Here is a 20,987-nt window from a genome sequence, read left to right on the forward strand (position 1 = left end):
GCACGGCGGTCTGCACGACCGCGACGGACGACACGGGAGCAGGCCTTGGCCCCTTCAGCACGGACGACCAGGCACATCTTCGTCACCGGGGGCGTGGCCTCCTCGCTGGGTAAGGGCCTCACCGCCTCCAGCCTCGGCAACCTCCTCACCGCGCGCGGCCTGCGCGTGGTCATGCAGAAGCTCGACCCCTACCTCAACGTCGACCCCGGGACGATGAACCCGTTCCAGCACGGCGAGGTCTTCGTCACCGACGACGGCGCCGAGACCGACCTGGACGTCGGCCACTACGAGCGGTTCCTCGACCGGGACCTGTCCGGGAAGGCGAACGTCACCACCGGGCAGATCTACTCGGCCGTGATCGCCAAGGAGCGGCGCGGCGAGTACCTGGGCGACACCGTCCAGGTCATTCCGCACATCACAAACGAGATCAAGGCACGCATCCTCGGCATGGCCGACCCGGACGCCGACGGCCAGGTCCCCGACGTGGTCATCACCGAGGTCGGCGGCACCGTCGGCGACATCGAGTCGCTGCCGTTCCTCGAGGCGATCCGGCAGATCCGCCACGACCTCGGCCGGGACAACTGCTTCTACCTGCACGTGTCGCTGGTGCCGTACCTGGCGCCGTCGGGCGAGCTGAAGACCAAGCCGACCCAGCACTCGGTCGCGCAGCTGCGCAGCATCGGTATCCAGCCGGACGCGCTGGTGCTGCGCTGCGACCGGGAGATCCCGGACAAGGTCAAGCAGAAGCTGTCGCTGTACTGCGACGTGGACCTGGAGGCGGTCAGCGCCGCCCCGGACGCGCCGAGCATCTACGACATCCCGAAGGTGCTGCACCGCGAGGGCCTCGACGCGTACGTGGTGCGCCGGCTGGGCCTGTCGTTCCGGGACGTGGACTGGACGAGCTGGGACGACCTGCTGGAGCGGGTGCACCAGCCCCGGCACACCATCACCGTCGCCCTCGTCGGCAAGTACGTGGACCTGCCGGACGCGTACCTGTCGGTCAGCGAGGCGATCCGGGCCGCCGGCTTCGGCCACCGGGCCCGGGTGCAGCTGCGCTGGGTGCCCAGCGACGACTGCGTCACCCCGGCCGGCGCCGCGGCAGCCCTGGCCGGCGTCGACGGTGTCGTGATTCCGGGCGGCTTCGGTGTGCGGGGCATCGAGGGGAAGATCGGCACCGCCCGGTACGCCCGCGAGAACGGCATCCCGCTGCTCGGGCTCTGCCTCGGCCTGCAGTGCATGACCATCGACGTGGCGCGTCACCTCGCCGGGCTCGACGGCGCCAACTCGCTGGAGTTCGACGAGGACGCCGCGCACCCGGTCATCGCCACCATGGCCGACCAGGAGGACATCGTCGCCGGCAAGGGCGACCTCGGCGGCACCATGCGGCTGGGGGCGTACGCGGCGGCGCTCACCGAGGGTTCGATCGTCGCCGAGGCGTACGGCAGCACCGAGGTCAGCGAGCGGCACCGGCACCGGTACGAGGTGAACAACGCCTACCGCGACGCGCTGACCAAGGCGGGCCTGAGTATCTCCGGCACTTCGCCGGACGGCCGGCTTGTCGAGTTCGTGGAGCTGGACCGGGAGCTGCACCCGTTCTTCGTGGCCACCCAGGCGCATCCGGAGCTGAAGAGCCGCCCGACCCGGCCGCACCCGCTGTTCGCGTCGTTCGTGAAGGCGGCCATCGCCTACTCGGAGGCCGACCAGCTCCCGGTCGACCTGGACGGGGCGTCGGCGGCGAGCAGGGCCGCCCGCAACGGCGGCACGGCCGCGGCGAAGGCGGCGTCGGCGTCGTGAGCGAGCTTTGCGAGCGAGCCGTTCGGCACGGCAGCGCCGCGCCTCGCGCCGCCGCCGCGCGAAGCGGGGTGGCGTCGTGAGCGCGGTGGAGCACCGGTACGAGGTGCGGTCGCGTACCGAGCGCTACCGGGGGCGGATCTTCGAGGTGGTCAGCGACGAGGTGACCATGCCCGGCGGCGGCACCGCCGTGCGCGACCATGTCCGGCACGTCGGCGCGGTGGCCGTGGTGGCCCTCGACGACGCCGGCCAGGTCGTGCTGATCCGGCAGTACCGGCACCCGGTCGGCCGGCACCTGTGGGAGCTGCCGGCCGGGCTGCTGGACGTCAGCGGCGAGGACCCGGCCGTCACCGCCGGCCGGGAGCTGGCCGAGGAGGCCGATCTCACCGCGGGCCGGCTCGACGTGCTCGTCGACCTGCACAGCTCGCCCGGGTTCAGCAACGAGCTGGTCCGCGTCTTCCTGGCCCGCGAGCTTGCCGACGTGCCGGCCGAGGAGCGGCATGACCGCAGCGAGGAGGAGGCCGACCTGCAGGTCGTGCGGGTCGACCTGGACGAGGCGGTCGGCATGGTGCTGGGCGGCGAGATCACCAACGCCTCGGCGGTGGCCGGGCTGCTCGCCGCCGCCCGCGCGCGTGACGTCGGCTGGTCGGCGCTGCGCCGGGCGGACGCGCCGCTGCCGCGCTGAGCGCCGGCGTACGCGAAGGGCCGCGCGGTGCGTACCGCGCGGCCCTTCGTGGTGTCGGCGTGGGGTCAGTCGCGCAGCGGCCGGCCCTGCCCGTCGACGCCGCCGTTGACCAGGATCAGGATGCCGTCGATGAGGCCCCAGATGCTGCCCAGGCCGCACGTCACCAGGGTGACGACCAGCTGGATCACGCCGGTCTTGGTGTCGCCCATGTAGAAGCGGCCGACGCCGAAGCCACCGAGCAGGATCTGCAGAATACCCGCGACGATCTTGCTCTTGTCGGAAACGCCCGTCGGGTACCCGGGCTGGTAAGGAGGAGTGGTCATGGGGCGACACAATAGTGATCCACAAGCCTCCTGTCCCCGGCGCGACGCGCCCGGTGGGACGATAATGGGCAATACTGTCCTGACGGCTGAGGCGGTCTCAGACCGCCGGTCAGGCCGACGCCTGACACATCGTCAGCGGGAGCGGCCACCGCATGTCACTGTGCTGGCCCTCCGCCGGCGACGGCGCGCCTAGACTGCGCCGGCGGGACCGGTGGACCGCGGCGGCAATGGGGCCGCCGTGGCGCCGAGCAGTCGGGGCGCGCCGCCCCGGAGGAGGGTGATTCCATCGTGAAGGTCGGAATCCCACGCGAGGTCAAGAACCACGAGTACCGTGTGGCGATCACGCCGGCGGGCGTCAACGAGTTCGTCCGCTCCGGCCACCAGGTCTTCGTCGAGTCGGGTGCCGGCGTCGGGTCCAGCATCGGCGACGACGACTTCGCCGCCGCCGGCGCGAAGATCCTCGCCACGGCGGACGAGGTGTGGGACACCGCCGAGCTGGTGCTCAAGGTCAAGGAGCCGGTCGCCGAGGAGCACCACCGGATGCGCGCGGGGCAGGTGCTCTTCACCTACCTGCACCTGGCCGCCTCCAAGGAGTGCACCGACGCGCTGGTCGACCGCCGGGTCACCGGCATCGCGTACGAGACGGTCGAGCTGCCCGACCGGTCGCTGCCCCTGCTCGCCCCGATGTCCGAAGTGGCCGGCCGGCTCGCCCCGCAGGTCGGCGCGTACCACCTGCAGGCCCAGGGCGGCGGGCGCGGCGTCCTGATGGGCGGCGTCTCCGGCGTGTACGCGGCGAAGACCGTGGTGATCGGTGCCGGCGTCTCCGGCATGAACGCCGCCGCCATCGCGCTCGGTCTGCAGGCCGAGGTGCTGCTGCTGGACAAGAACGTCGCCCGGCTGCGCCAGGCCGACGCCATCTACCGGGGGCACCTGCAGACGGTCGCCTCCAACGCGTACGAGATCGAGCGGGCCGTGCTGGACGCGGACCTGGTCATCGGCGCGGTGCTGGTGCCCGGCGCCAAGGCGCCCACCTTGATCTCCAACGAGCTGGTCTCCCGGATGAAGCCGGGCAGCGTGCTTGTCGACATCTCCATCGACCAGGGCGGCTGCTTCGAGGACTCGCGCCCCACCACGCACGCCGAGCCGACCTACCAGGTCCACGGTTCCATCTTCTACTGCGTGGCGAACATGCCCGGCGCCGTGCCGCACACCAGCACGTACGCGCTGACCAACGTCACCCTGCCGTACGCGCTGGAGTTGGCCAACCACGGCTGGCGGGACGCGCTGCGCCGCGACCCCGCCCTCGCCCTGGGCCTGAACACCCACGACGGGCAGGTCGTCTACGGCCCGGTCGCCGAGGCGCACGGCATGGCCACCCTGCCCCTGACCGAGGTGCTGGCCTGACCGGCGGCATCCGGACCACCGCGGCGCGCGGGGACGGTGCGGGCACCGGGCCCGCGCCGGCCCTGCGCCGCGCCGTCCGCGGCTACCTCGACCACCTCACCGTCGAGCGCGGACTGTCCACGAACACGCTCGCCTCGTACCGCCGCGACCTGGAGCGCTACCTGGGCACGCTCGCCGCGGCCGGGGTCAGCGACCTGGCGGCGGTCGGGCCGGGCCAGGTCGAGCGGCACCTCGCCCGGCTGCGCGCGGGCGACGACGAACATCCGCCACTCGCGGCGGCGTCCGCCGCGCGGGCGGCCAGCGCGGTGCGCGGCCTGCACCGGTTCGCGCTGCGCGAGGGCCTCACCGGCGCGGACCCGAGCCGGGACGTGCGGCCGCCCGCGCCGCCGCGCCGGCTGCCGCGCGCCCTGCCGGTGCACGACGTGGTGCGGCTCCTGGAGACCGCCGGGCCGGTCACCGCCACCGGCGACGGCGCGCCGCTCGCGCTGCGCGACCGGGCGCTGCTGGAGTTCCTGTACGGCACCGGCGCGCGCATCTCCGAGGCGGTCGGCGCCGCCGTCGATGACCTGGACACCGACGAGGGCGCGGTGCTGCTGCGCGGCAAGGGCGGGCGCACCCGGCTCGTCCCGATCGGCGGGTACGCCGTGGCGGCGGTGCGCGCGTACCTGGTCCGGGCCCGGCCGGGACTGGCCGCCGGTGGCCGGGGCACCCCGGCGGTGTTCCTCAACGCCCGCGGGGGTGCGTTGTCCCGGCAGGGCGCCTGGACGATCCTGCGCCGCGCCGCCCAGCGGGCCGGGCTGCCGGTCGACGGCCCCGGTGCGGTCTCCCCGCACACGCTGCGCCACTCGTACGCCACCCACCTGCTCGACGGCGGCGCCGACGTACGCGTGGTCCAGGAACTGCTCGGCCACGCGTCGGTCACGACCACGCAGGTCTACACGCTCGTCACCGTGGAGCGGCTGCGCGAGATCTACGCCACCGCCCACCCCCGCGCGCGGGGCTGAGCGACCGGCCGCCGACACGCCGGACCGGTGCCGAACGGCCTGCTCGTCGGTGGCGTACAGTCGGGTTCGGCGCGGACCTGGTGGGGCGACGCGGACCAGGATGCGCGGCGGCGCCGCGAAGGGACGTCGGTCGGCTCCGACGCCGGGTGGTCGTCGGGAGGGGGCAACGAGGACATGGCAGGAAACGGTGACCGTGCCGAGACCTGGACGTCTGAGCTCCGCGAGCAGCAGGCCACGCTCGGAGCGGATCTGGGCCCCGCCGACCCGGCGGCGTACACGATGCGCAAGCCGATCCCCGAACCCATGCCGACCGATCGGCACGGCCCGGCCCGCATCATCGCGATGGCCAACCAGAAGGGCGGCGTCGGCAAGACCACCACGACCATCAACCTGGGCGCCGCGCTGGCCGAGTACGGCCGCAAGGTGCTGCTCGTCGACTTCGACCCGCAGGGCGCTCTCTCGGTCGGCCTGGGCGTCAACCCGCACAACCTCGACCTGTCGGTCTACAACCTGCTCATGCAGGACGACGTCACCTGCGACGACGTGCTCATCAAGACCGACGTGGCAGGGCTGCACCTGCTCCCGGCCAACATCGACCTCTCCGCGGCCGAGATCCAGTTGGTAAACGAGGTCGCCCGGGAGATGGCCCTGGCGCGGGTGCTCAAGTCGATCCGCAAGGAGTACGACTTCATCCTGATCGACTGCCAGCCCTCGCTGGGCCTGCTGGCGATCAACGCGCTGACCGTCGCCCACGGGGTGCTCATCCCGCTGGAGTGCGAGTTCTTCAGTCTCCGGGGCGTGGCGCTGCTGCTGGACACGATCGACAAGGTGCGTGAGCGGCTCAACTTCGACCTGGAGCTCGAGGGCATCCTCGCCACCATGTACGACAGTCGCACCACCCACTGCCGGCAGGTGCTGCAGCGCGTCGTGGAGGCGTTCGGCGACAAGGTCTACCAGACCGTCATCACCAAGACGGTGAAGTTCCCGGAGTCCACCGTCGCCGGGGCGCCGATCACCACGCTGGACCCGGCCTCCTCCGGTGCCCGCAACTACCGCCAGCTCGCCCGCGAGGTGATCGCCGCGCAGGCGGAGCGCTAGGCCGGACGCGGCCCGCCCGGTCGGTGGACTAGGGTTTTCCGGTGACCGCACCACCCCTCGACCCGCCGCACGGCGCCGGCGACCCCGTGGCCGCCGCCGAGCTGGCCGCCGAGGTCGACAACGTGGTGCCCGCCGACGCCGGCACGGTCGAGGAGGCCAGCGGCTTCACCGTCCGGCTGGCCAACTTCACCGGCCCGTTCGACCTGCTGCTGCAGCTGATCAGCAAGCACAAGCTGGACGTCACCGAGGTGGCGTTGCACCGGGTCACCGACGAGTTCATCGCGTACATCCGGGCCATGGGCGATCAGTGGGACCTGGACGAGACAAGCGAGTTCCTGCTCATCGCCGCCACCTTGCTCGACCTCAAGGCCGCCCGGCTGCTGCCCGCCGCCGAAGTCGAGGACGAGGAGGACCTGGCCCTGCTGGAGGCGCGGGACCTGCTCTTCGCCCGGCTCCTGCAGTACAAGGCGTACAAGGAGGCCGCCGCGCACATCGGTGCGCTCGAGGAGACCGGCGGGCGGCGCCACCCGCGGGCCGTCACGCTCGAGCCCCGGTACGCGCAGGCCCTGCCCGACCTGGTGCTCGGCATCGGCCCGCAGCGGCTGCGGGACCTCGCCGTGCGGGCGTTCACCCCGAGGCCGGCGCCCGAGGTGTCGATCGCGCACGTGCACATGGTCCGGGTCAGCGTGCGCGAGCACGCGGCGATCATCAGCGACCGGCTGCGCCGGGCCGGCACGGCGACCTTCGCCGGGCTCTGCGCGGACTGCGAGGCCACCCTGGAGGTGGTGGCCCGCTTCCTCGCCCTGCTGGAGCTGTACCGGGAGGGCCTTGTCGCGTTCGTCCAGGAGCAGGCCCTGGACGAGCTGACCGTACGCTGGACCGGCCCCGCCGACGGCGGCCCCGAGCTGGACATCGACGAGTACGCCGGCACCCCGTCGCCGCCGCCCGCCCCGCCGGGGACGGCTGCCGCGACGGAGTCCGGCCCGGCGGGGGTCACGGACGCGGTGGATTCGACGGAGGAACGAGCGGAATGAGCGACGACGAGCGCCGGGACTCCCTGGCCGACCAGGCGGCCGCCTGGGTGCCGCCGTGGGAGCGCCGTCCCGAACCCGCCGAGCCGCCGGCCGAGCCGGCCGCCGAGGTGCCGGCCGAATCGTCCGCCGAGCCGCTGGCCGAATCGTCCGCCGAGCCGCCGGCCGCCGAGGTGCTCGCCGCGGTGTCCGCCGAGCCGTCGGCCGCCGTCCGGGAGCCCGCGGCGGAGGGACAGCGGCCGAGCGGGGACGCCGGGGAGACGGTTGCGCCGGCGGGCGAGGACGGGGAGCCGGCCGGCGATGGGGAGGCTGCCCGCGTACCGGACAAGGCGCCGCGACCCCGGCGGCGGGCGACGGCCCCGCCGGAGCCGCCGCCGGTCCTCGACGACGCGGAGCTGCGCGGCGCGCTTGAGGCGATCCTGCTGGTGGTCGACGAACCGGTCGCCGAGGCGACCCTCGCCGACGTGCTGGAGCAGCCCGCCGAGCGGATCGGGGCGATGCTGCGCGAGATCGCCGCCGGGTACACCGCCGGTGGGCACGGGTTCGAGCTGCGCCGGGCGGCCGGCGGCTGGCGGCTCTACACGCGGCCGGAATACGCCGGGTACGTGGAGCGGTTCGTGCTGGACGGGCAGTCGGTACGACTGACCCAGGCCGCGCTGGAGACCCTGGCCGTGGTCGCCTACAAGCAGCCGGTGACCCGCTCGCGGATCTCCGCCATCCGTGGCGTCAACTGCGACGGCGTGATCCGTACGCTGGTGTCCCGCGGCCTGGTGGAGGAGTGCGGCACCGAGACGGAGAGCGGCGCCCACCTCTACCGCACCACAATCCTGTTCCTGGAGAAGCTCGGGCTGGACAGCGTCGCCGACCTGCCGCCGCTCGCTCCGTTCCTGCCCGACGACGTGGAAGACCTTGCCGATGCCTCGCGATGACCGTGTCCCGCAGCCCGACGCGCCCGTCTACACCGGCCCCGAGCGGCTGCAGAAGGTGCTCGCCGCCGCGGGCGTCGGCTCCCGGCGGGCCTGCGAGGACCTGATCTTCCGCCGGCGGGTGACGGTGAACGGCCGGGTGGCGCAGCTCGGTGACCGCGCCGACCCGACGCACGACGTCATCCACGTCGACGGGCAGCGCCTGCAGGTCGACACCCGGCTGGTCTACCTGGCGATGAACAAGCCCCGCGGCGTGGTCTCCACGATGGCCGACGAGAAGGGCCGTACCGCGATCGCCGACTTCCTGGGCAACCGGGTGGAGCAGCGGGTCTACCACGTCGGGCGGCTCGACGCGGACAGCGAGGGCCTGCTGCTGCTCACCAACGACGGCACGCTCGCGCACCGGCTCATGCATCCCTCGTACGGGGTGCCGAAGACGTACCTGTGCCAGGTGACCGGGCCGATCCCGCGAGCGCTGGGCAAGCGCCTCGCGTCGGGCGTCGAGCTGGAGGACGGGCCCGTGAAGGTCGACTCCTTCCGGGTGGTGGACACTCTGGGCAAGACCGCCCAGGTGGAGGTGACCCTGCACGAAGGGCGCAAGCACGTCGTGCGGCGCCTGCTCGCCGAGGTCGGCCACCCGGTGTCGCGGCTGGTGCGTACCTCGATCGGGCCGATCCGGCTCGGCGACCTGCGCGCCGGGCGCACCCGCCGGCTGACCAACGCGGAGGTCGCCGCGCTGTTCAAGGCCGTCGGCGACTGACCGGGGCGGTGGCGGGTACCGCTGCCGGTAGGCTGCCCAGCGGCCCGGAGGGCGTGCTCCGCGCTGCGCCCGGGCATCATTGAGAACGTGTGGTTTCCGCTCGCGGGCACGACCCGTGAGGTACGGACTGAGGAGGATGACGGTGGAGGAAGAGGTACGGACCGGGCGCTGCGTGGTCGCTGTGGACGGGCCGTCCGGTTCGGGTAAGTCCACCGTCTCCCGGCGGCTCGCGACCGGACTGGGCGCACGCTATCTGGACACCGGGGCGATGTACCGGGCGATCACCTGGGCGGTGCTGCGCTCCGGCGTCGACCTGGCCGACGCCTCGGCGGTGGCGAAGGTGGCGGGGGAGACCGATCTGCGCATCGGCACCGACCCCCGGGGGTACGCGGTGACCGCCGACGGCGTGAACGTCGAGGTGGAGATCCGCGGGCCCGAGGTGACCGCGGCGGTCTCCGCGGTGGCGGCCGTGCCAGCGGTCCGTGCGCTGCTCGTCGCCCGCCAGCGCGAACTGATCGCCGCCGCCGGGCGGATCGTGGTGGAGGGACGTGACATCGGCTCGGTGGTCACGCCCGATGCCGACCTGAAGGTCTACCTGACCGCCTCCGAGGCGACCCGGGCGGCCCGGCGTAGCGCGGAGGACGCCAGCGACGTGGCGGTGACCGCCGCCGACCTGGCCCGCCGAGACCGGCTGGACTCGACCCGCAAGGCCGACCCGCTGACCCAGGCGCCCGACGCGGTCGTGCTGGACACCACCGAGCTGGGCATCGACGAGGTCGTCGCGCGGCTGCGGGGCCTGCTGACCGAGCGGGGCGTGGCGTGAGCGATCCGGACAGCTGGGTGGAGCTGCGGGAGCCGGACCTCGACGTCGAGGAACCGACCGGCCCGCAGCCGGTGGTGGCCGTGGTCGGTCGCCCCAACGTGGGCAAGTCGACCCTGGTGAACCGCCTGATCGGCCGCCGGCAGGCGGTCGTCGAGGACATCCCCGGGGTGACCCGGGACCGGGTCCCGTACGACGCGCAGTGGAACGGGCGGCAGTTCACCGTCGTCGACACCGGCGGCTGGGAACCCGACGCCAAGGATCGGGCCGCCGCCATCGCCGCGCAGGCCGAGACGGCGATCGCCACCGCCGACGTGGTGCTGTTCGTGGTCGACGCCATGGTGGGCTCCACCGACGTCGACGAGGCCGCGGTGAAGATGCTGCGCCGCAGCGCCAAACCGGTGATCCTGGTGGCGAACAAGGCCGACAACAGCTCGATCGAGATGGAGGCGACCTCGCTCTGGTCGCTCGGCCTCGGCGAGCCGTACCCGGTCTCCGCCCTGCACGGCCGCGGCTCCGGCGAGCTGCTCGACGCCATCATGGACAAGCTGCCCGAGGCGCCGAAGATCGTCGAGAACCGGCCGCGCGGCCCCCGCCGGGTCGCGCTCGTCGGCCGGCCCAACGTCGGCAAGTCCAGCCTGCTGAACCGCTTCTCCGGGGAGGAGCGGGCGGTCGTCGACTCGGTCGCGGGCACCACCGTCGACCCGGTGGACAGCCTGGTCGAGATCGGCGGTGAGACCTGGCAGCTGGTCGACACCGCCGGCCTGCGCAAGCGGGTGGGCAAGGCCAGCGGCACCGAGTACTACGCGAGCCTGCGCACCGCCTCGGCCATCGAGGCGGCCGAGGTGGCTGTGGTCCTGCTCGACGCCGGCGAGGTGATCAGCGAACAGGACCAGCGGATCCTGTCGATGGTCACCGAGGCCGGACGGGCGCTGGTGATCGCCTTCAACAAGTGGGACCTGGTCGACGGCGACCGCCGGTACTACCTCGACAAGGAGATCGAGCGGGAACTGCGCCGCATCCCCTGGGCGATCCGGCTGAACCTGTCGGCCCGGACCGGCCGCGCGGTCGACAAGCTCGCCCCGGCGCTGCGCAAGGCGCTCGCGAGCTGGGAGACGCGGGTGCCGACCGCGCAGCTCAACGCGTGGCTGACCGCGCTCGTGCAGGCCACCCCGCACCCGGTGCGCGGCGGCCGGGCGCCGAAGATCCTGTTCGCCACCCAGGCGGGCGTGGCCCCGCCCCGGTTCGTGCTGTTCACGACGGGCCCGCTGGACGCGGGCTACCAGCGCTTCGTCGAGCGCAAGCTCCGCGAGGAGTTCGGCTTCGAGGGCAGCCCGATCGAGATCTCGGTACGCCCCCGCAAGAAGCTCGGCCCCGGCGGTCGCGGCAAGGCGCACGGCTGACCGGGCACTCCCGGCCCACCCTCCTAGGACGCTTTAGGGGTGGTGGGCCGGCCGACAGCGGCGGGGCGGATGCGGACGAGCGGAAGATCGTGCGCTAAGCTGTACCGGCTGTCGCGGGGGAGACCACGCGGAAGCATCGGGACGTGGCGCAGTTTGGTAGCGCACTTGACTGGGGGTCAAGGGGTCGTCGGTTCAAATCCGGCCGTCCCGACGCAGTTCAGAGGGCACATCCAATCGGTGGATGTGCCCTCTTGTCGTAACTGGGCGACTGTCTGAGTGACTATGAACCCTTGTAGTCAGGGCACTAGATCATACGGCGGCGTACCCGCCACACCACCACACCGATCAGGACCGCCGCGACGGCGACGAACAGGGCCGCCTCGATGAGCTGGAACGTCCAGAACCGGTCGGCCGGGTGGTAGATCTTGAACTGCTGGATGCCCCGCGCGTGCAGGAACTGGTTGAGGTTGGTGCCGGCCTGGTTGGCGGCGGCCTCCAGCTCGTAGTACTCGGTCCAGCGCAGCCTGCGCCCGGTGGCGTCCGCGTAGCCGTGTTCGATCATCCAGGAAGCGTTGCTGGGCACGGACCGGTGCCCAGCCTGGTCCGTCGAGCCGCCGACGGGGACCGGCTCCATGGTGGTGAGCGGCGTGGCGTACGCGGGACGGGCCAACAGCGCCACCGTCATCCGGGCGGCGAGGAACGCCCCGAACGCGACGCCGAACGCGGGCAGGCTGCGCCGCAGGATCGCTCCGGCGGCGGTGGCGACGCCGAATGCGAACAGCGCGTACGCCACCGGAACAAGTCCTTCCAGGTCGAAGGCGTCGTACTGGAATCGCCCTTCCCACGCGTCGAACGGCTGACGGAACCAGGTGAGCAACGCGGTGAACATCCCGGTGAGCGTGACGGTGACGCCGGCAAGTGCCGCGAGCTTGGCCGCCAGCCAGCGCATCCGCGGCACGGCTTGCGTCCAGGCGAGCTGCCAGGTGCCGTCCTCCAGTTCGCGTGCGAGCAGTGGCGCCCCGAGGAACGCACCGATGACGACGGGTACGAGATAGAAGGCCGCCAGGAGGTTCTCGACGTACCCGTACTCCTCGTCGAGCCGGCGGAAGGAGGCTGCGCAGGCCTCGTTGACACCGGCCGCTCCCGCACACCGGGCGGGACCGCCGGGGAACAGGTCGTGTGCCTGCGTGCCGAGCACGAGCAGGGCGGCGCCGAACATGCCGACAAGCAGACCCAGGACGCAGACCTCGGCCCGGTGCTGGCGCCAGATCAACCACGTCATGCCGGCACCCCCGACGGGACCGCGGCGCTCGGCTCGGACGGCCGGCGCAGGTACGCCAGCACCAGGTCCTCCAGCGCGACCGGCTGGGCCTGCCACCCGGGCGCGGCCGGGATCGCGCCGTCGCGTACCAGCAGGGTCGTGTGCCGGTCGCTGTGGACGGCCTCCACGACGGCGCCGGCCCGGTCGAGGTCGGTGGCCGTTCGCGGGCCGACGAGCAGCCGGTGCTCGGCGAGGAGGGTGTCGATGTCGCCGGTGAGCGTGACCCGGCCCTGGTTGAGCACGACCAGGTGGTCGCAGACGCGCTCCAGCTCGTGTACGACGTGGGAGGAGAACAGGACGGTCACCCCGCCTTCGGCCACCGCGCCCATGAGGACCTGCAGGAACTCGTGTCGGGCCAGCGGGTCGAGGCTGGCCACCGGCTCGTCGAGGACGAGCAGGTCCGGCCGCTTCGCCAGGGCCAGGGCCAACGCGACCTGGGCCTGCTGCCCGCCGGAGAGCGTGCCGGCCCTGCGGTCGAGCGGGACGCCCAGCTTCGCCAGCCGGCGCTCGGCCAGCTTCTGGTCGAACCGCAGGTTGCAGGCCCGGCCGAAGCGGAGCAGTTCGGCGACGTTGAAGCGCTTGTACAGCGGGTGGTCCTGGGCCAGGAACCCGACCCGGGACAGAGTTTGCGGGGTGCTGGCGGTGACGTCGTGGCCGAGTACCTCAACCGTGCCGGTGCTCGGTGCCAGCAACCCGACGACCAGGCGCAGCAGCGTTGTCTTGCCCGCGCCGTTCGGCCCGACCAGGGCGATCACGCCGCCTGCCGGCAGGTCCAGGGTGCAGTCGCGCAGCGCCCAGCCCTTCCGGTAACGCTTGCCCACACCGTCGGTGCGCAGCGCGAACTCGGTCGCTGTCACGCCACGTCCTCATTCCTCGTCTGCTGGTGCACGGAAGTGAAAAGCGCGTTGACCGCCTGCTCGTCGAGGCCGGCCGCGTAGGCGCGGCGCAGCCAGGTCGTCAGGCCGCGGCGCAGCGACGTGTACGTCGATGGCGACATCGCGGCCGACTGCTGGTCATTGACGAACGTGCCCTGGCCGGGCCGGCCGGTGACCAGGTTCTCCTGCTCCATCTGCCGGTACGCCTTGGCGACGGTGTTCGGATTGATCGCCAGGTCCTCGACCACCTCGCGGATGAGCGGGAGGCGGTCACCGGGTTGGAGAAAGCCCAGCAGCAGCGCCTGGCGGACCTGCTGGACGAGTTGCAGGTACGGCGGCACGCCGGAGTGGGTGTCGAGCCGGAAGACGAACACGGTGGCCCCTTACTGCTTTGCTAGTACCATAGTAAAGCAGCAAGTTGGCGGTCAAGAGAGCCGACGCACCGGCACGACCGCGGCTTCGCCCTGCGTCTGCTGGCCAGCGGGTTCTGCGTGGCATGGTGGAGGCATGTGCAGGAACATACGCGTGCTCCACAACTTCGAACCGCCCGTGACCGACGACGAGATCGAAGCCGCCGCCCTCCAGTACGTGCGCAAGGTCAGCGGCACGACGCGGCCCGCAGCGGTCAACGAGGAGGCGTTCGGCGAGGCGGTCAGGGCTGTCGCGGCGGCCACCCGGACCCTGCTGGACAGCCTCGTGACGAAGGCACCTCCCCGTGACCGGGAAGTGGAGGCGGCCAAGGCCAAGGCGCGCGCGGCCGAAAGGTACGGGCCGCGACCGAGTGTCTCGGGCTGACCCGACCTTCCGGCCACGTCGTGGCGGCGACGCTCGGTCAGGCTGGCCGGCGCGCCCGGCCCTCGCCGGGCGCGCGTCAGGCCAGGTACTTCTCCCAGGGGCCGGTGATGGCCAGGGTCAGGCCGGGATCCTGCATGTTGACGAAGAGCACCCTGCCGTCGGCGGTGAAGGTCGGGCCGCAGAATTCGGAGTCGTTGAGCTGGTTGCGGGCGATCGCGTACGTGGGGCCGCCCGGGGTCGCGCTGAGCACGTGGGAGGAGCCCGAGCCGTCCTCGGCGAGCACAAGGCTTCCCCAGGGGGTGACCGTGACGTTGTCCGGGCCGTCGAAGGTGAGGTCGGAGTACTTGACCGGCGTGCCCTCCTCGGACTGCGCCTGATGGGGGAAGTACGTGACCAGCTGGATGGTCTCGGTGCGGTATTCGTAGAACCACACCATGCCGTCGTGCGGGGCCGCGTCCGCGGGTAGGTCGGCCTCCTCCCAGGCGTACGAGTTGACGACGTAGACGCCCTCGTCGGTGCCCCACACACCCTCGAACTTGCGTCCGCGGGTGACCTGGCCGTCGGCGAACTGCTCGCGAACGGGCGTGGTCCGCGCGTCGCGCTCGGGCACCTCGATCCACCGCACCGGGAACGGGCGCCCCAGCTGTGCGGAGGTGAGGTAGGCGACGTCCGGTAGCACGGAGCCGTCGTCCATGATGATCTGCATCGCGGCGAGGACGCCGGCGTCCGGCGCGAGGCGGGTCAGCACACCCGGGCCCAGCCGGACACCCCGAGGCGCGGTCCAGCGGTAGAAGAGGCCGTTGGGCTCGTCGGCGTCCTCCGAGAGGTAGATCCGCGTGCGCTCCTTGTCGATGGCCAGGGCCTCGTGGGCGTACCGGCCCAGGCACTTGATCGGCCTCGGGTCGGCGCTGCCGTCGGCCCAGACCTCGAAGACGTAGCCGTGGTCCTTCTGGAAGACGCCGGACCGGCCGTCCTCCTCCCACTCGTCACCGGCCCGGTCCTCGGTTTCCTCGCAGGTCAGCCAGGTCCCCCAGGGGGTGGGCCCGCCGGCGCAGTTGGCGACGGTGCCGGAGAGGGCGACGAACTCACCATGGTTGCGCCCCGCGTGGTCGGTCCTGATCACGGTGCAGCCACCTGCGTCGACCGCGCCGGGGTCGTAGACGGTGCCCTCGACATGGGGTACGCCGAACTCGGTGCCCGGGTCGCACTCGTGGTTCTGGATCAGCGTGTAGCGGCCCCGGCCGGTGTCGTAGACGGCCATGCCGTCGTGTTCGGCCGGCGTCACGCCCTGGCCCCGGTCGAGGCGGGTGACGCCGGTCCGGGTCACGATGGTGTAGCGGAAGCCCGCCGGCAGCGCCAGGATGCCGTCGGGATCGTCCACGAGCGGCGGGAAGGGCACGTGACCCGGCCGCACCGGTGGGCGGGGCCGCCCCGGGTGGGCCTGTGCCAGGGAGGGGATACCACCGGCGACGGCGAGGCCTACACCGGCGGCGGCACCACCGGCGAGGAAGGTACGACGAGACGAAGGCACGCCTATCAGCTCCTGACTGACGACGGGGGGCGACACCTTGCAACCAACCCGTGTCGGCCTACCCGGACACGTCATCCGTGGGGTGTACCGGCGACATCGACGTGAAGAGTTGGGTGACTCACGAGGTGGGCGCAGTCAGTGGCGCGGAGCGGGCGGCGTCCGCCCCACGCCCGCGGATGTCCAAGCCCGCCGACGGCGACGGGTTCCTGCTTACCGCGCTCGCCCGGTGTCACCGGGCCAGCAGCCACTCCACAGCCTGGGCGGCATGAGCGCCCTGGTTGCGCAGCGTCGGGCGGCGCAGCACCAGCAGGCGGCCGTGGCGTACCCGGGCGCGCCAGCGGGTGCGGTCACGGTGCCGCCACACGTGCAGGTCCACGACGCTGTTGCCGATGGGTAGCCGGCGCAGGTGCATTTCGGGCAGCCAGTCGGGCAGGTGCGGGTCGATCAGCAGCAGGTGGGCGGGGGCGAACGGGCGTAGGCCGAGCAGCGACTGGATCATGAGGATGACCGCGCTGGCGGACCAGGACTGCGGGGCGTTGGCCTGCGGGTAGATGCCGGGGTGTGGGTGGTCGGCGTCGCGGGCCACCCCGCCGACGGCTTCCGGGATGCGGTTGTCGGTGAAGATGGCGGCGAGGTCGAAGAAGCCGCGGGCGAGGGTGTGCAGTTCGGGCCAGCAGCCGTAGCGGGCGAAGCCGGCGGCGATGCTGGCCTGCTCGACGGGCCAGACACTGCCGAGGTGGTAGCTGAACGGGTGGTAGGCGGGGTTCTCGATGGACAGGGTGCGGATGCCCCAGCCGGAGAACATGTCGGGCCGCATGAGCCGCCGCGCCACCCGCCGACCTTGCTCGGGGGTGGGGACGCCGGTGAGCAGCAGGTGGCCGGCGTTGCTCGAGACGGCGTCGAGCGGCTGCCCGTCGGCGGCGATGCCGAGGGCGTACACGTCGAGGTGGTCGCGCCACAGCCGGCGGTTGATCAGGGTCCGCAGGCGGGCGGCGCGGGCGATCAGGCGGCGGGCGTACATCCGGTCGCCGGCGGCGGCGAACACCGGGGCGACATGGCGCAGCGCGGCGTACCAGTAGCCTTGCAGCTCGCAGGTGACCAGCGGATCCTCCTGTTCCCGGCCGCCGGCGTCGACGATGGCGTTGGGAGCGTCCTTCCAGCCCTGGTGGCGCACCCCTTTCGGGGAGCGTTGCCGGTACTCGAGCAGGCCGTCGCCGTCGAGGTCGCCGTAGCGGTCGAGCCAGGTCAGCGCTCGGCGCGCGGCCGGCAGCAGGTCGACGGCGGTGTTCCGGTCGCCGGTCCAGCCGTAGTACTGCCCGAGCATGACGAGGTAGTCGACGGGCGTGGCGTAGTCGCCGTAGTAGCAGTCGAAGGGGTCGTCACCCAGGACGGAGGCCGGTGGGTCGCCCATCTGGTGGAGCAACGCGCCGGGTTCCTCGTCACGCCAGTCGTCGACGCGCCGGCCCTGGAAGGCGGCGTTGGCCCGCAGGGCGTCGCGCAGGGGGGTACGCAGGGCGAGCAGGGCCTGCCATCCGGTGGTGAGCGTGTCGCGGCCGAAGAACTGGTCGTACAGCGGGACCCCGGCGACAAGTGCTCCCGGTCCCTCGACCAGTCCCAGCGGAAGGCTCGCCAGGTCCTCGATCGCGGTGTCCCACGCCTGCTGCACGCTGGCGTCGCTGGCCCGCAGCTCGGGCGGACGTTCGCCGAGGCGATCGCTGACCAGGGCGGCTACGGGCCCGAGGCGGAACCGGCCCGGGCCTGGCCCGTACTGATGGTTGTCGAGCACTCCCGTCACGGTGATCTCGACCCGGCTGCGACCGCGTCCAGGTACCGACAGCGGTATCCGTAGGGCATCACCGTCCCAGTCGCAGGACGCCTCGCTCTCCACCCTGACCTGGACAGAGCGGTCCAACGTCGGGTGGTCGAGGCACAACCGCAGCAGCCGCTCGGCCTGGCTCCACTCGACAGCCGTCGCGCCCAGCTGCTGCGGGTCGCCCGCGTCCGCTTCGGCCGTGCCGGTGAAGTCGGCGGCGAGCTGCAACCCCACGGCGAGCGAGCGGGTGGAGTGGGTGTGGTTGACGACCTCGGCGCGCAGTCGTAGCCCGTCGGTGACGAACGCTGCCAGTTCCAGGTGGACGCCGCTGACCTCGGTGTAGATCTCCGCGGCGTGCTCGCCGGGTGGCTCGGGTACCTGGGCGTAGGCGAAGACGGCGTCGTGACCGACCTCGCTGACCGCGAACGGCTGGATCGCCTGCCCGTCGACGCTCCAGGCCATCCGGGACAGCAGGCGGGTGTTGTGTACGTAGAAGCCCTCGGCGCCGTTGCCCGTCACCATTCCTGACGGATCGGTGACCAGCATGGTCCGATGGTGGTACGCGAAGCGCTGCCCTGCCCGGGCGCGCAGCTGCATCCGGGTCATCGACCCGCCCGTCGGGCTACCGCTGCGGCCGCCAGGGCACCGCCGGCGAGCAGGGCCCGGATCCGGTTGGGATGTTGCTCCAGCAGCTGGTGTAGAGGCTTGTGGACTTGGCGCGGCGCCCGAACGCGCCGTCCACGGCGCCGGGTCCGGTGCTGGGGGTTAACAGGTTGTCGACGTTGTCGTCCGTCCGGTCGGTGCGTTGTTTGCGTACCACCTTGCCGACCCGCAGCAGTGCGGTGGCGGCCGAGCGCGGGGCCAGCCGGTGCACCATCTCGAGCATCTTGCCTCCGCCGCCGACGACCATCTGTGACTGCGGGTGGGCGATGGCGTGCAGCACCGCCTCGGCGACCACCCGTGGCTGATAGATCGGCGGCACCGGCTGCGGCAGCACACCCATCTTGGAGCGGGCGTGCTCGAACAGGGGGGTGTTGATCGACGACGGCAGCAGGGTGCTGACCGTGATCGGGCTGCCCTCGTGTTCCAGTTCCATCCGCAGCGACTCAGCGAACCCGAGGACGCCGTGCTTGGCCGCCACGTACGCCGACTGCAGCGGCACCGCCTGCACCGCCAGGGCGCTGGCGACGTTGACGATTCCGCCCTCGCCCTGCTCCCGCATGCGGCCCAGCGCGGCTTTCATCCCGTAGACCTGACCGAGCAGGATCACCTGGATCGCGCGGGTGATCTCCTCGGCGGTCAACTCGTGGACCTGACCGTAGATCGCGGTGGCGGCGCAGTTGACCCAGGTGTCGATCCGCCCGGCGCGGGTGACCGCCGCCTCGGCCAGAGCACGTACCTGGTCCCACTCGGCCACGTCGGTCACCTGCACGTGCGCGGTACCACCCAGCCGGGTCACCTCGTCACGCAGGCCGTTCAGCGCCTCCGCATTGCGCGCGGCCAGAACCAGCGTGGCACCCCGTTCTGCCAGTAGCAGCGCAGTCTCCCGGCCTACACCGGAGGAGGCGCCGGTGATGACCACGACCTGTTCCGACATGTGACGAGGCATGTGTGTGTTCCCCTTCGACCTCGGGCTGTGTTCAGGTGGCCAGGAGGGCGTGGGCCGCGCTGATCACCATCCCGCCGACGACGCCGGCATCCACGGCGGGGTCACAACTCGAACCCCACGGTTCACTCCTTCCTCGCGGACCTGAGGTGCTCGCACCAACGAGCCTGGACCCGGACGTGACCGATCCGGGTAATCCGGCTGATGACCGGCTTCCCGGCGACCGCGGTCTGAAACGACGAAGTCGCGGTCGCCGGCTGGTTCCTTCTGGCTGGCCTGGCGGGCGAGCACGCGCGGCGCTCTTCGGCTGTCTTTCGGTCCGCTCTGCCTGAATGGGTACCGGCGGGGTGCCCGGCGCCCCCCGTTCGTCGGGCACCCGCCCTTCGCAGAGCGTGGACAGAGGAGACACCATGCGGATCAGCATCATCACCGTGCTCGCCCTGTCGGGAGCCGCGGTCGGCGTGGCCGTCGCCGGAGGTGTCGCGTACGCCACCGACGACGCCGGGCGCAGGGCTGTCGTGCAGATCGTCACCGAGCGTGAGCCGGCCGGCAGCGGCGGCGCCGTGCCGCAGTGGTCGCCCGAGGACTGCCCGGACAAGGGTGGTGCGGCGTCGACCGTCCCGGCCCCGGCCGGGTCGGGGACGCCGGCCGCGCCACGGGAGGCGCTGTGACGGCGCCCCCGACCCTGACGAACGGCACCGAGGCCACGGTCGGGCCGGACCACGCGCAGGCCGCCCGGTTGCTGGAGCGGACGCTGTTCGAGTTGAAGCGGGTCATCGTCGGCCAGGACCGCCTCGTCGAGCGGCTGCTCACCACGCTGCTGGCGCAGGGGCACTGCCTGCTGGAGGGGGTGCCCGGGGTGGCCAAGACCCTCGCCGCCGAGACCCTCGCGACGGCTGTCGGCGGCAGCTTCGCCCGGATCCAGTTCACGCCGGACCTGGTGCCGTCGGACATCCTCGGCACCCGCATCTACCGGTCGTCCCGGGAGGCCTTCGACGTCGAACTCGGCCCGGTGATGGCCAACCTCGTGCTCGCCGACGAGATCAACCGGGCACCGGCGAAGGTGCAGTCGGCGCTGCTGGAGGTGATGGCCGAGGGGCACCTCTCGATCGGCGGCCGGACCCATCCGGTGCCGACGCCGTTCCTGGTGCTGGCCACCCAGAACCCGATCGAGTCCGAGGGTGTCTACCAGCTGCCGGAGGCCCAGCGGGACCGCTTCCTGATGAAGGTGGTGGTGGACTACCCGACCGACGAGGAGGAACTGGGCATCCTCTACCGGATGGGCACCGACCGCCCGGCCGCCCGCCGGGTGCTCGACCCCGAACGGCTGGTGGCCCTCCAGACGCTGGCCCGCCAGGTCTTCGTGCACCACGCCCTGGCCGAGTACGTCGTCCGGCTGGTCGCCGCCACCCGGGACCCGGCCCGGTTCGGGCTGCCGGACGTGGCCGGGCTGCTCGCGTACGGGGCGAGTCCCCGGGCGACCTTGGGGCTGGTGGCCGCCGCCCGGGCCGTCGCGCTGTTACGCGGCCGGGACTACGTGCTTCCCGCCGACGTGCGTGAGGTGGCGGCGGACGTGCTGACCCACCGGCTGGTGTTGTCCTTCGACGCGCTCGCCGACGGCGTCGACCCGACCGCCCTGGTCCGACGGCTGGTCGACGCGGTGCCGCAACCGCAGATCGCCCCGGCCCAGCAAGGGCCCGGCCTGGGGGCCGCAGCCTAATGACTGAGTCAAGCCGCGAGAGCGTGATCAAGTTGGTAGGGCTGTCGGGTGCGCAGGATGGCGTGCAGGACGTTGACGCGT

General features: G+C 72.3%; 20 protein-coding genes and 1 tRNA gene. 14 read left to right on the forward strand and 7 right to left on the reverse strand.

Features of this window, described 5'->3' with window-relative positions:
* Nucleotides 1–45 precede the first annotated feature (45 nt).
* Together pyrG and ABTW87_RS28850 are read left to right on the forward strand one after the other, a co-directional pair.
* Entirely contained in the window at nucleotides 46–1,794 is a 1,749-nt protein-coding gene (pyrG, locus tag ABTW87_RS28845) for a CTP synthase (RefSeq protein ID WP_350654430.1), read from the forward strand.
* Nucleotides 1,795–1,870: 76 nt separating this feature from the next.
* Nucleotides 1,871–2,476 (forward strand): NUDIX domain-containing protein, encoded by a 606-nt coding sequence (locus ABTW87_RS28850; RefSeq protein WP_350654432.1) that lies wholly within the window; start codon nucleotides 1,871–1,873, stop codon nucleotides 2,474–2,476.
* Between the two features lie 65 nt (nucleotides 2,477–2,541).
* Here ABTW87_RS28850 and ABTW87_RS28855 read toward each other — a convergent pair whose 3' ends face one another.
* Entirely contained in the window at nucleotides 2,542–2,799 is a 258-nt protein-coding gene (locus tag ABTW87_RS28855; protein WP_502891665.1) for a TM2 domain-containing protein, read from the reverse strand.
* 288 nt (nucleotides 2,800–3,087) lie between these two features.
* On the opposite strand from ABTW87_RS28855, the gene ald reads away from it, so the two are divergent.
* The 9 genes from ald to ABTW87_RS28900 all read left to right on the forward strand — a co-directional run bounded on the left by ald (nucleotide 3,088) and on the right by ABTW87_RS28900 (nucleotide 11,456).
* Complete coding sequence (gene ald / locus ABTW87_RS28860) at nucleotides 3,088–4,203, forward strand: alanine dehydrogenase (RefSeq protein ID WP_350654435.1); 1,116 nt, start codon at nucleotides 3,088–3,090, stop codon at nucleotides 4,201–4,203.
* On the forward strand, nucleotides 4,200–5,207 hold the full coding sequence (locus ABTW87_RS28865; RefSeq protein ID WP_502891666.1) for a site-specific tyrosine recombinase XerD: 1,008 nt from the start codon (nucleotides 4,200–4,202) through the stop codon (nucleotides 5,205–5,207). The genes ald and ABTW87_RS28865 overlap by 4 nt, the downstream gene beginning before the upstream one ends.
* 174 nt (nucleotides 5,208–5,381) lie before the next feature.
* Nucleotides 5,382–6,305, forward strand: a complete 924-nt coding sequence (locus ABTW87_RS28870) for a ParA family protein (protein ID WP_350654437.1) — start codon at nucleotides 5,382–5,384, stop codon at nucleotides 6,303–6,305.
* A gap of 41 nt (nucleotides 6,306–6,346) precedes the next feature.
* Nucleotides 6,347–7,339 carry a segregation and condensation protein A gene (locus tag ABTW87_RS28875; protein ID WP_350654439.1) on the forward strand — a complete coding sequence of 331 codons (993 nt, stop codon included), beginning with the start codon at nucleotides 6,347–6,349 and terminating at the stop codon, nucleotides 7,337–7,339.
* Nucleotides 7,336–8,265: an SMC-Scp complex subunit ScpB gene (gene scpB / locus ABTW87_RS28880; RefSeq protein ID WP_350654441.1), complete on the forward strand. Its 930-nt coding sequence runs from the start codon at nucleotides 7,336–7,338 to the stop codon at nucleotides 8,263–8,265. The genes ABTW87_RS28875 and scpB overlap by 4 nt, the downstream gene beginning before the upstream one ends.
* Nucleotides 8,252–9,022, forward strand: a complete 771-nt coding sequence (locus tag ABTW87_RS28885) for a pseudouridine synthase (protein ID WP_350654443.1) — start codon at nucleotides 8,252–8,254, stop codon at nucleotides 9,020–9,022. The genes scpB and ABTW87_RS28885 overlap by 14 nt, the downstream gene beginning before the upstream one ends.
* Before the next feature lie 142 nt (nucleotides 9,023–9,164).
* Entirely contained in the window at nucleotides 9,165–9,845 is a 681-nt protein-coding gene (gene cmk, locus ABTW87_RS28890; protein WP_350654445.1) for a (d)CMP kinase, read from the forward strand.
* A complete protein-coding gene (gene der / locus ABTW87_RS28895) occupies nucleotides 9,842–11,245 on the forward strand; it encodes a ribosome biogenesis GTPase Der (RefSeq protein ID WP_350654447.1) in 1,404 nt (467 codons plus the stop codon). The genes cmk and der overlap by 4 nt, the downstream gene beginning before the upstream one ends.
* 137 nt (nucleotides 11,246–11,382) lie before the next feature.
* Nucleotides 11,383–11,456 (forward strand) — tRNA-Pro (locus ABTW87_RS28900).
* Between the two features lie 93 nt (nucleotides 11,457–11,549).
* Here ABTW87_RS28900 and ABTW87_RS28905 read toward each other — a convergent pair.
* From ABTW87_RS28905 to ABTW87_RS28915, 3 genes are read right to left on the reverse strand one after another with little or no spacing between them, the layout of a single operon-like run.
* The gene (locus tag ABTW87_RS28905; RefSeq protein ID WP_350654449.1) at nucleotides 11,550–12,527 is read right to left on the reverse strand and encodes an ABC-2 membrane transporter-related protein; all 978 of its coding nucleotides are present in this window, start codon (nucleotides 12,525–12,527) and stop codon (nucleotides 11,550–11,552) included.
* Nucleotides 12,524–13,423 carry an ABC transporter ATP-binding protein gene (locus ABTW87_RS28910; RefSeq protein ID WP_350654450.1) on the reverse strand — a complete coding sequence of 300 codons (900 nt, stop codon included), beginning with the start codon at nucleotides 13,421–13,423 and terminating at the stop codon, nucleotides 12,524–12,526. The genes ABTW87_RS28905 and ABTW87_RS28910 overlap by 4 nt, the downstream gene beginning before the upstream one ends.
* Complete coding sequence (locus ABTW87_RS28915; RefSeq protein ID WP_350654452.1) at nucleotides 13,420–13,815, reverse strand: GntR family transcriptional regulator; 396 nt, start codon at nucleotides 13,813–13,815, stop codon at nucleotides 13,420–13,422. The genes ABTW87_RS28910 and ABTW87_RS28915 overlap by 4 nt, the downstream gene beginning before the upstream one ends.
* A gap of 133 nt (nucleotides 13,816–13,948) precedes the next feature.
* On the opposite strand from ABTW87_RS28915, the gene ABTW87_RS28920 reads away from it, so the two are divergent.
* Nucleotides 13,949–14,236 carry a DUF2277 domain-containing protein gene (locus tag ABTW87_RS28920; RefSeq protein ID WP_350654454.1) on the forward strand — a complete coding sequence of 96 codons (288 nt, stop codon included), beginning with the start codon at nucleotides 13,949–13,951 and terminating at the stop codon, nucleotides 14,234–14,236.
* Between the two features lie 76 nt (nucleotides 14,237–14,312).
* Here ABTW87_RS28920 and ABTW87_RS28925 read toward each other — a convergent pair whose 3' ends face one another.
* The 3 genes from ABTW87_RS28925 to ABTW87_RS28935 all read right to left on the reverse strand — a co-directional run bounded on the left by ABTW87_RS28925 (nucleotide 14,313) and on the right by ABTW87_RS28935 (nucleotide 19,177).
* Complete coding sequence (locus ABTW87_RS28925) at nucleotides 14,313–15,767, reverse strand: alkaline phosphatase PhoX (RefSeq protein WP_350654456.1); 1,455 nt, start codon at nucleotides 15,765–15,767, stop codon at nucleotides 14,313–14,315.
* Nucleotides 15,768–15,996: 229 nt separating this feature from the next.
* Entirely contained in the window at nucleotides 15,997–18,186 is a 2,190-nt protein-coding gene (locus ABTW87_RS28930; protein ID WP_350654458.1) for a glycogen debranching N-terminal domain-containing protein, read from the reverse strand.
* Nucleotides 18,187–18,202: 16 nt separating this feature from the next.
* The gene (locus tag ABTW87_RS28935) at nucleotides 18,203–19,177 is read right to left on the reverse strand and encodes an SDR family oxidoreductase (protein WP_350654460.1); all 975 of its coding nucleotides are present in this window, start codon (nucleotides 19,175–19,177) and stop codon (nucleotides 18,203–18,205) included.
* Between the two features lie 419 nt (nucleotides 19,178–19,596).
* Here ABTW87_RS28935 and ABTW87_RS28940 point away from each other — a divergent pair, with 419 nt between their 5' ends.
* Together ABTW87_RS28940 and ABTW87_RS28945 are read left to right on the forward strand one after the other, a co-directional pair.
* Nucleotides 19,597–19,857 carry a hypothetical protein gene (locus ABTW87_RS28940; RefSeq protein WP_350654462.1) on the forward strand — a complete coding sequence of 87 codons (261 nt, stop codon included), beginning with the start codon at nucleotides 19,597–19,599 and terminating at the stop codon, nucleotides 19,855–19,857.
* 14 nt (nucleotides 19,858–19,871) lie between these two features.
* The gene (locus ABTW87_RS28945) at nucleotides 19,872–20,906 is read left to right on the forward strand and encodes an AAA family ATPase (protein WP_350654469.1); all 1,035 of its coding nucleotides are present in this window, start codon (nucleotides 19,872–19,874) and stop codon (nucleotides 20,904–20,906) included.
* Nucleotides 20,907–20,987: the final 81 nt, after the last annotated feature.

This window comes from Micromonospora sp. NPDC126480, from assembly GCF_040302465.1.
Lineage (GTDB): Bacteria > Actinomycetota > Actinomycetes > Mycobacteriales > Micromonosporaceae > Micromonospora.

What these genes read in the sequence shown, in the direction of transcription:
- ABTW87_RS28855 (WP_502891665.1), bottom strand. Translation starts at nt 2,799, where the DNA reads ATGACCACTCCTCCTTACCAGCCCGGGTACCCGACGGGCGTTTCCGAC.
- ABTW87_RS28870 (WP_350654437.1), top strand. Translation starts at nt 5,382, where the DNA reads ATGGCAGGAAACGGTGACCGTGCCGAGACCTGGACGTCTGAGCTCCGC.
- scpB (WP_350654441.1), top strand. Translation starts at nt 7,336, where the DNA reads ATGAGCGACGACGAGCGCCGGGACTCCCTGGCCGACCAGGCGGCCGCC.
- ABTW87_RS28885 (WP_350654443.1), top strand. Translation starts at nt 8,252, where the DNA reads ATGCCTCGCGATGACCGTGTCCCGCAGCCCGACGCGCCCGTCTACACC.
- ABTW87_RS28905 (WP_350654449.1), bottom strand. Translation starts at nt 12,527, where the DNA reads ATGACGTGGTTGATCTGGCGCCAGCACCGGGCCGAGGTCTGCGTCCTG.
- ABTW87_RS28920 (WP_350654454.1), top strand. Translation starts at nt 13,949, where the DNA reads ATGTGCAGGAACATACGCGTGCTCCACAACTTCGAACCGCCCGTGACC.
- ABTW87_RS28930 (WP_350654458.1), bottom strand. Translation starts at nt 18,186, where the DNA reads ATGACCCGGATGCAGCTGCGCGCCCGGGCAGGGCAGCGCTTCGCGTAC.
- ABTW87_RS28935 (WP_350654460.1), bottom strand. Translation starts at nt 19,177, where the DNA reads ATGTCGGAACAGGTCGTGGTCATCACCGGCGCCTCCTCCGGTGTAGGC.
- ABTW87_RS28940 (WP_350654462.1), top strand. Translation starts at nt 19,597, where the DNA reads ATGCGGATCAGCATCATCACCGTGCTCGCCCTGTCGGGAGCCGCGGTC.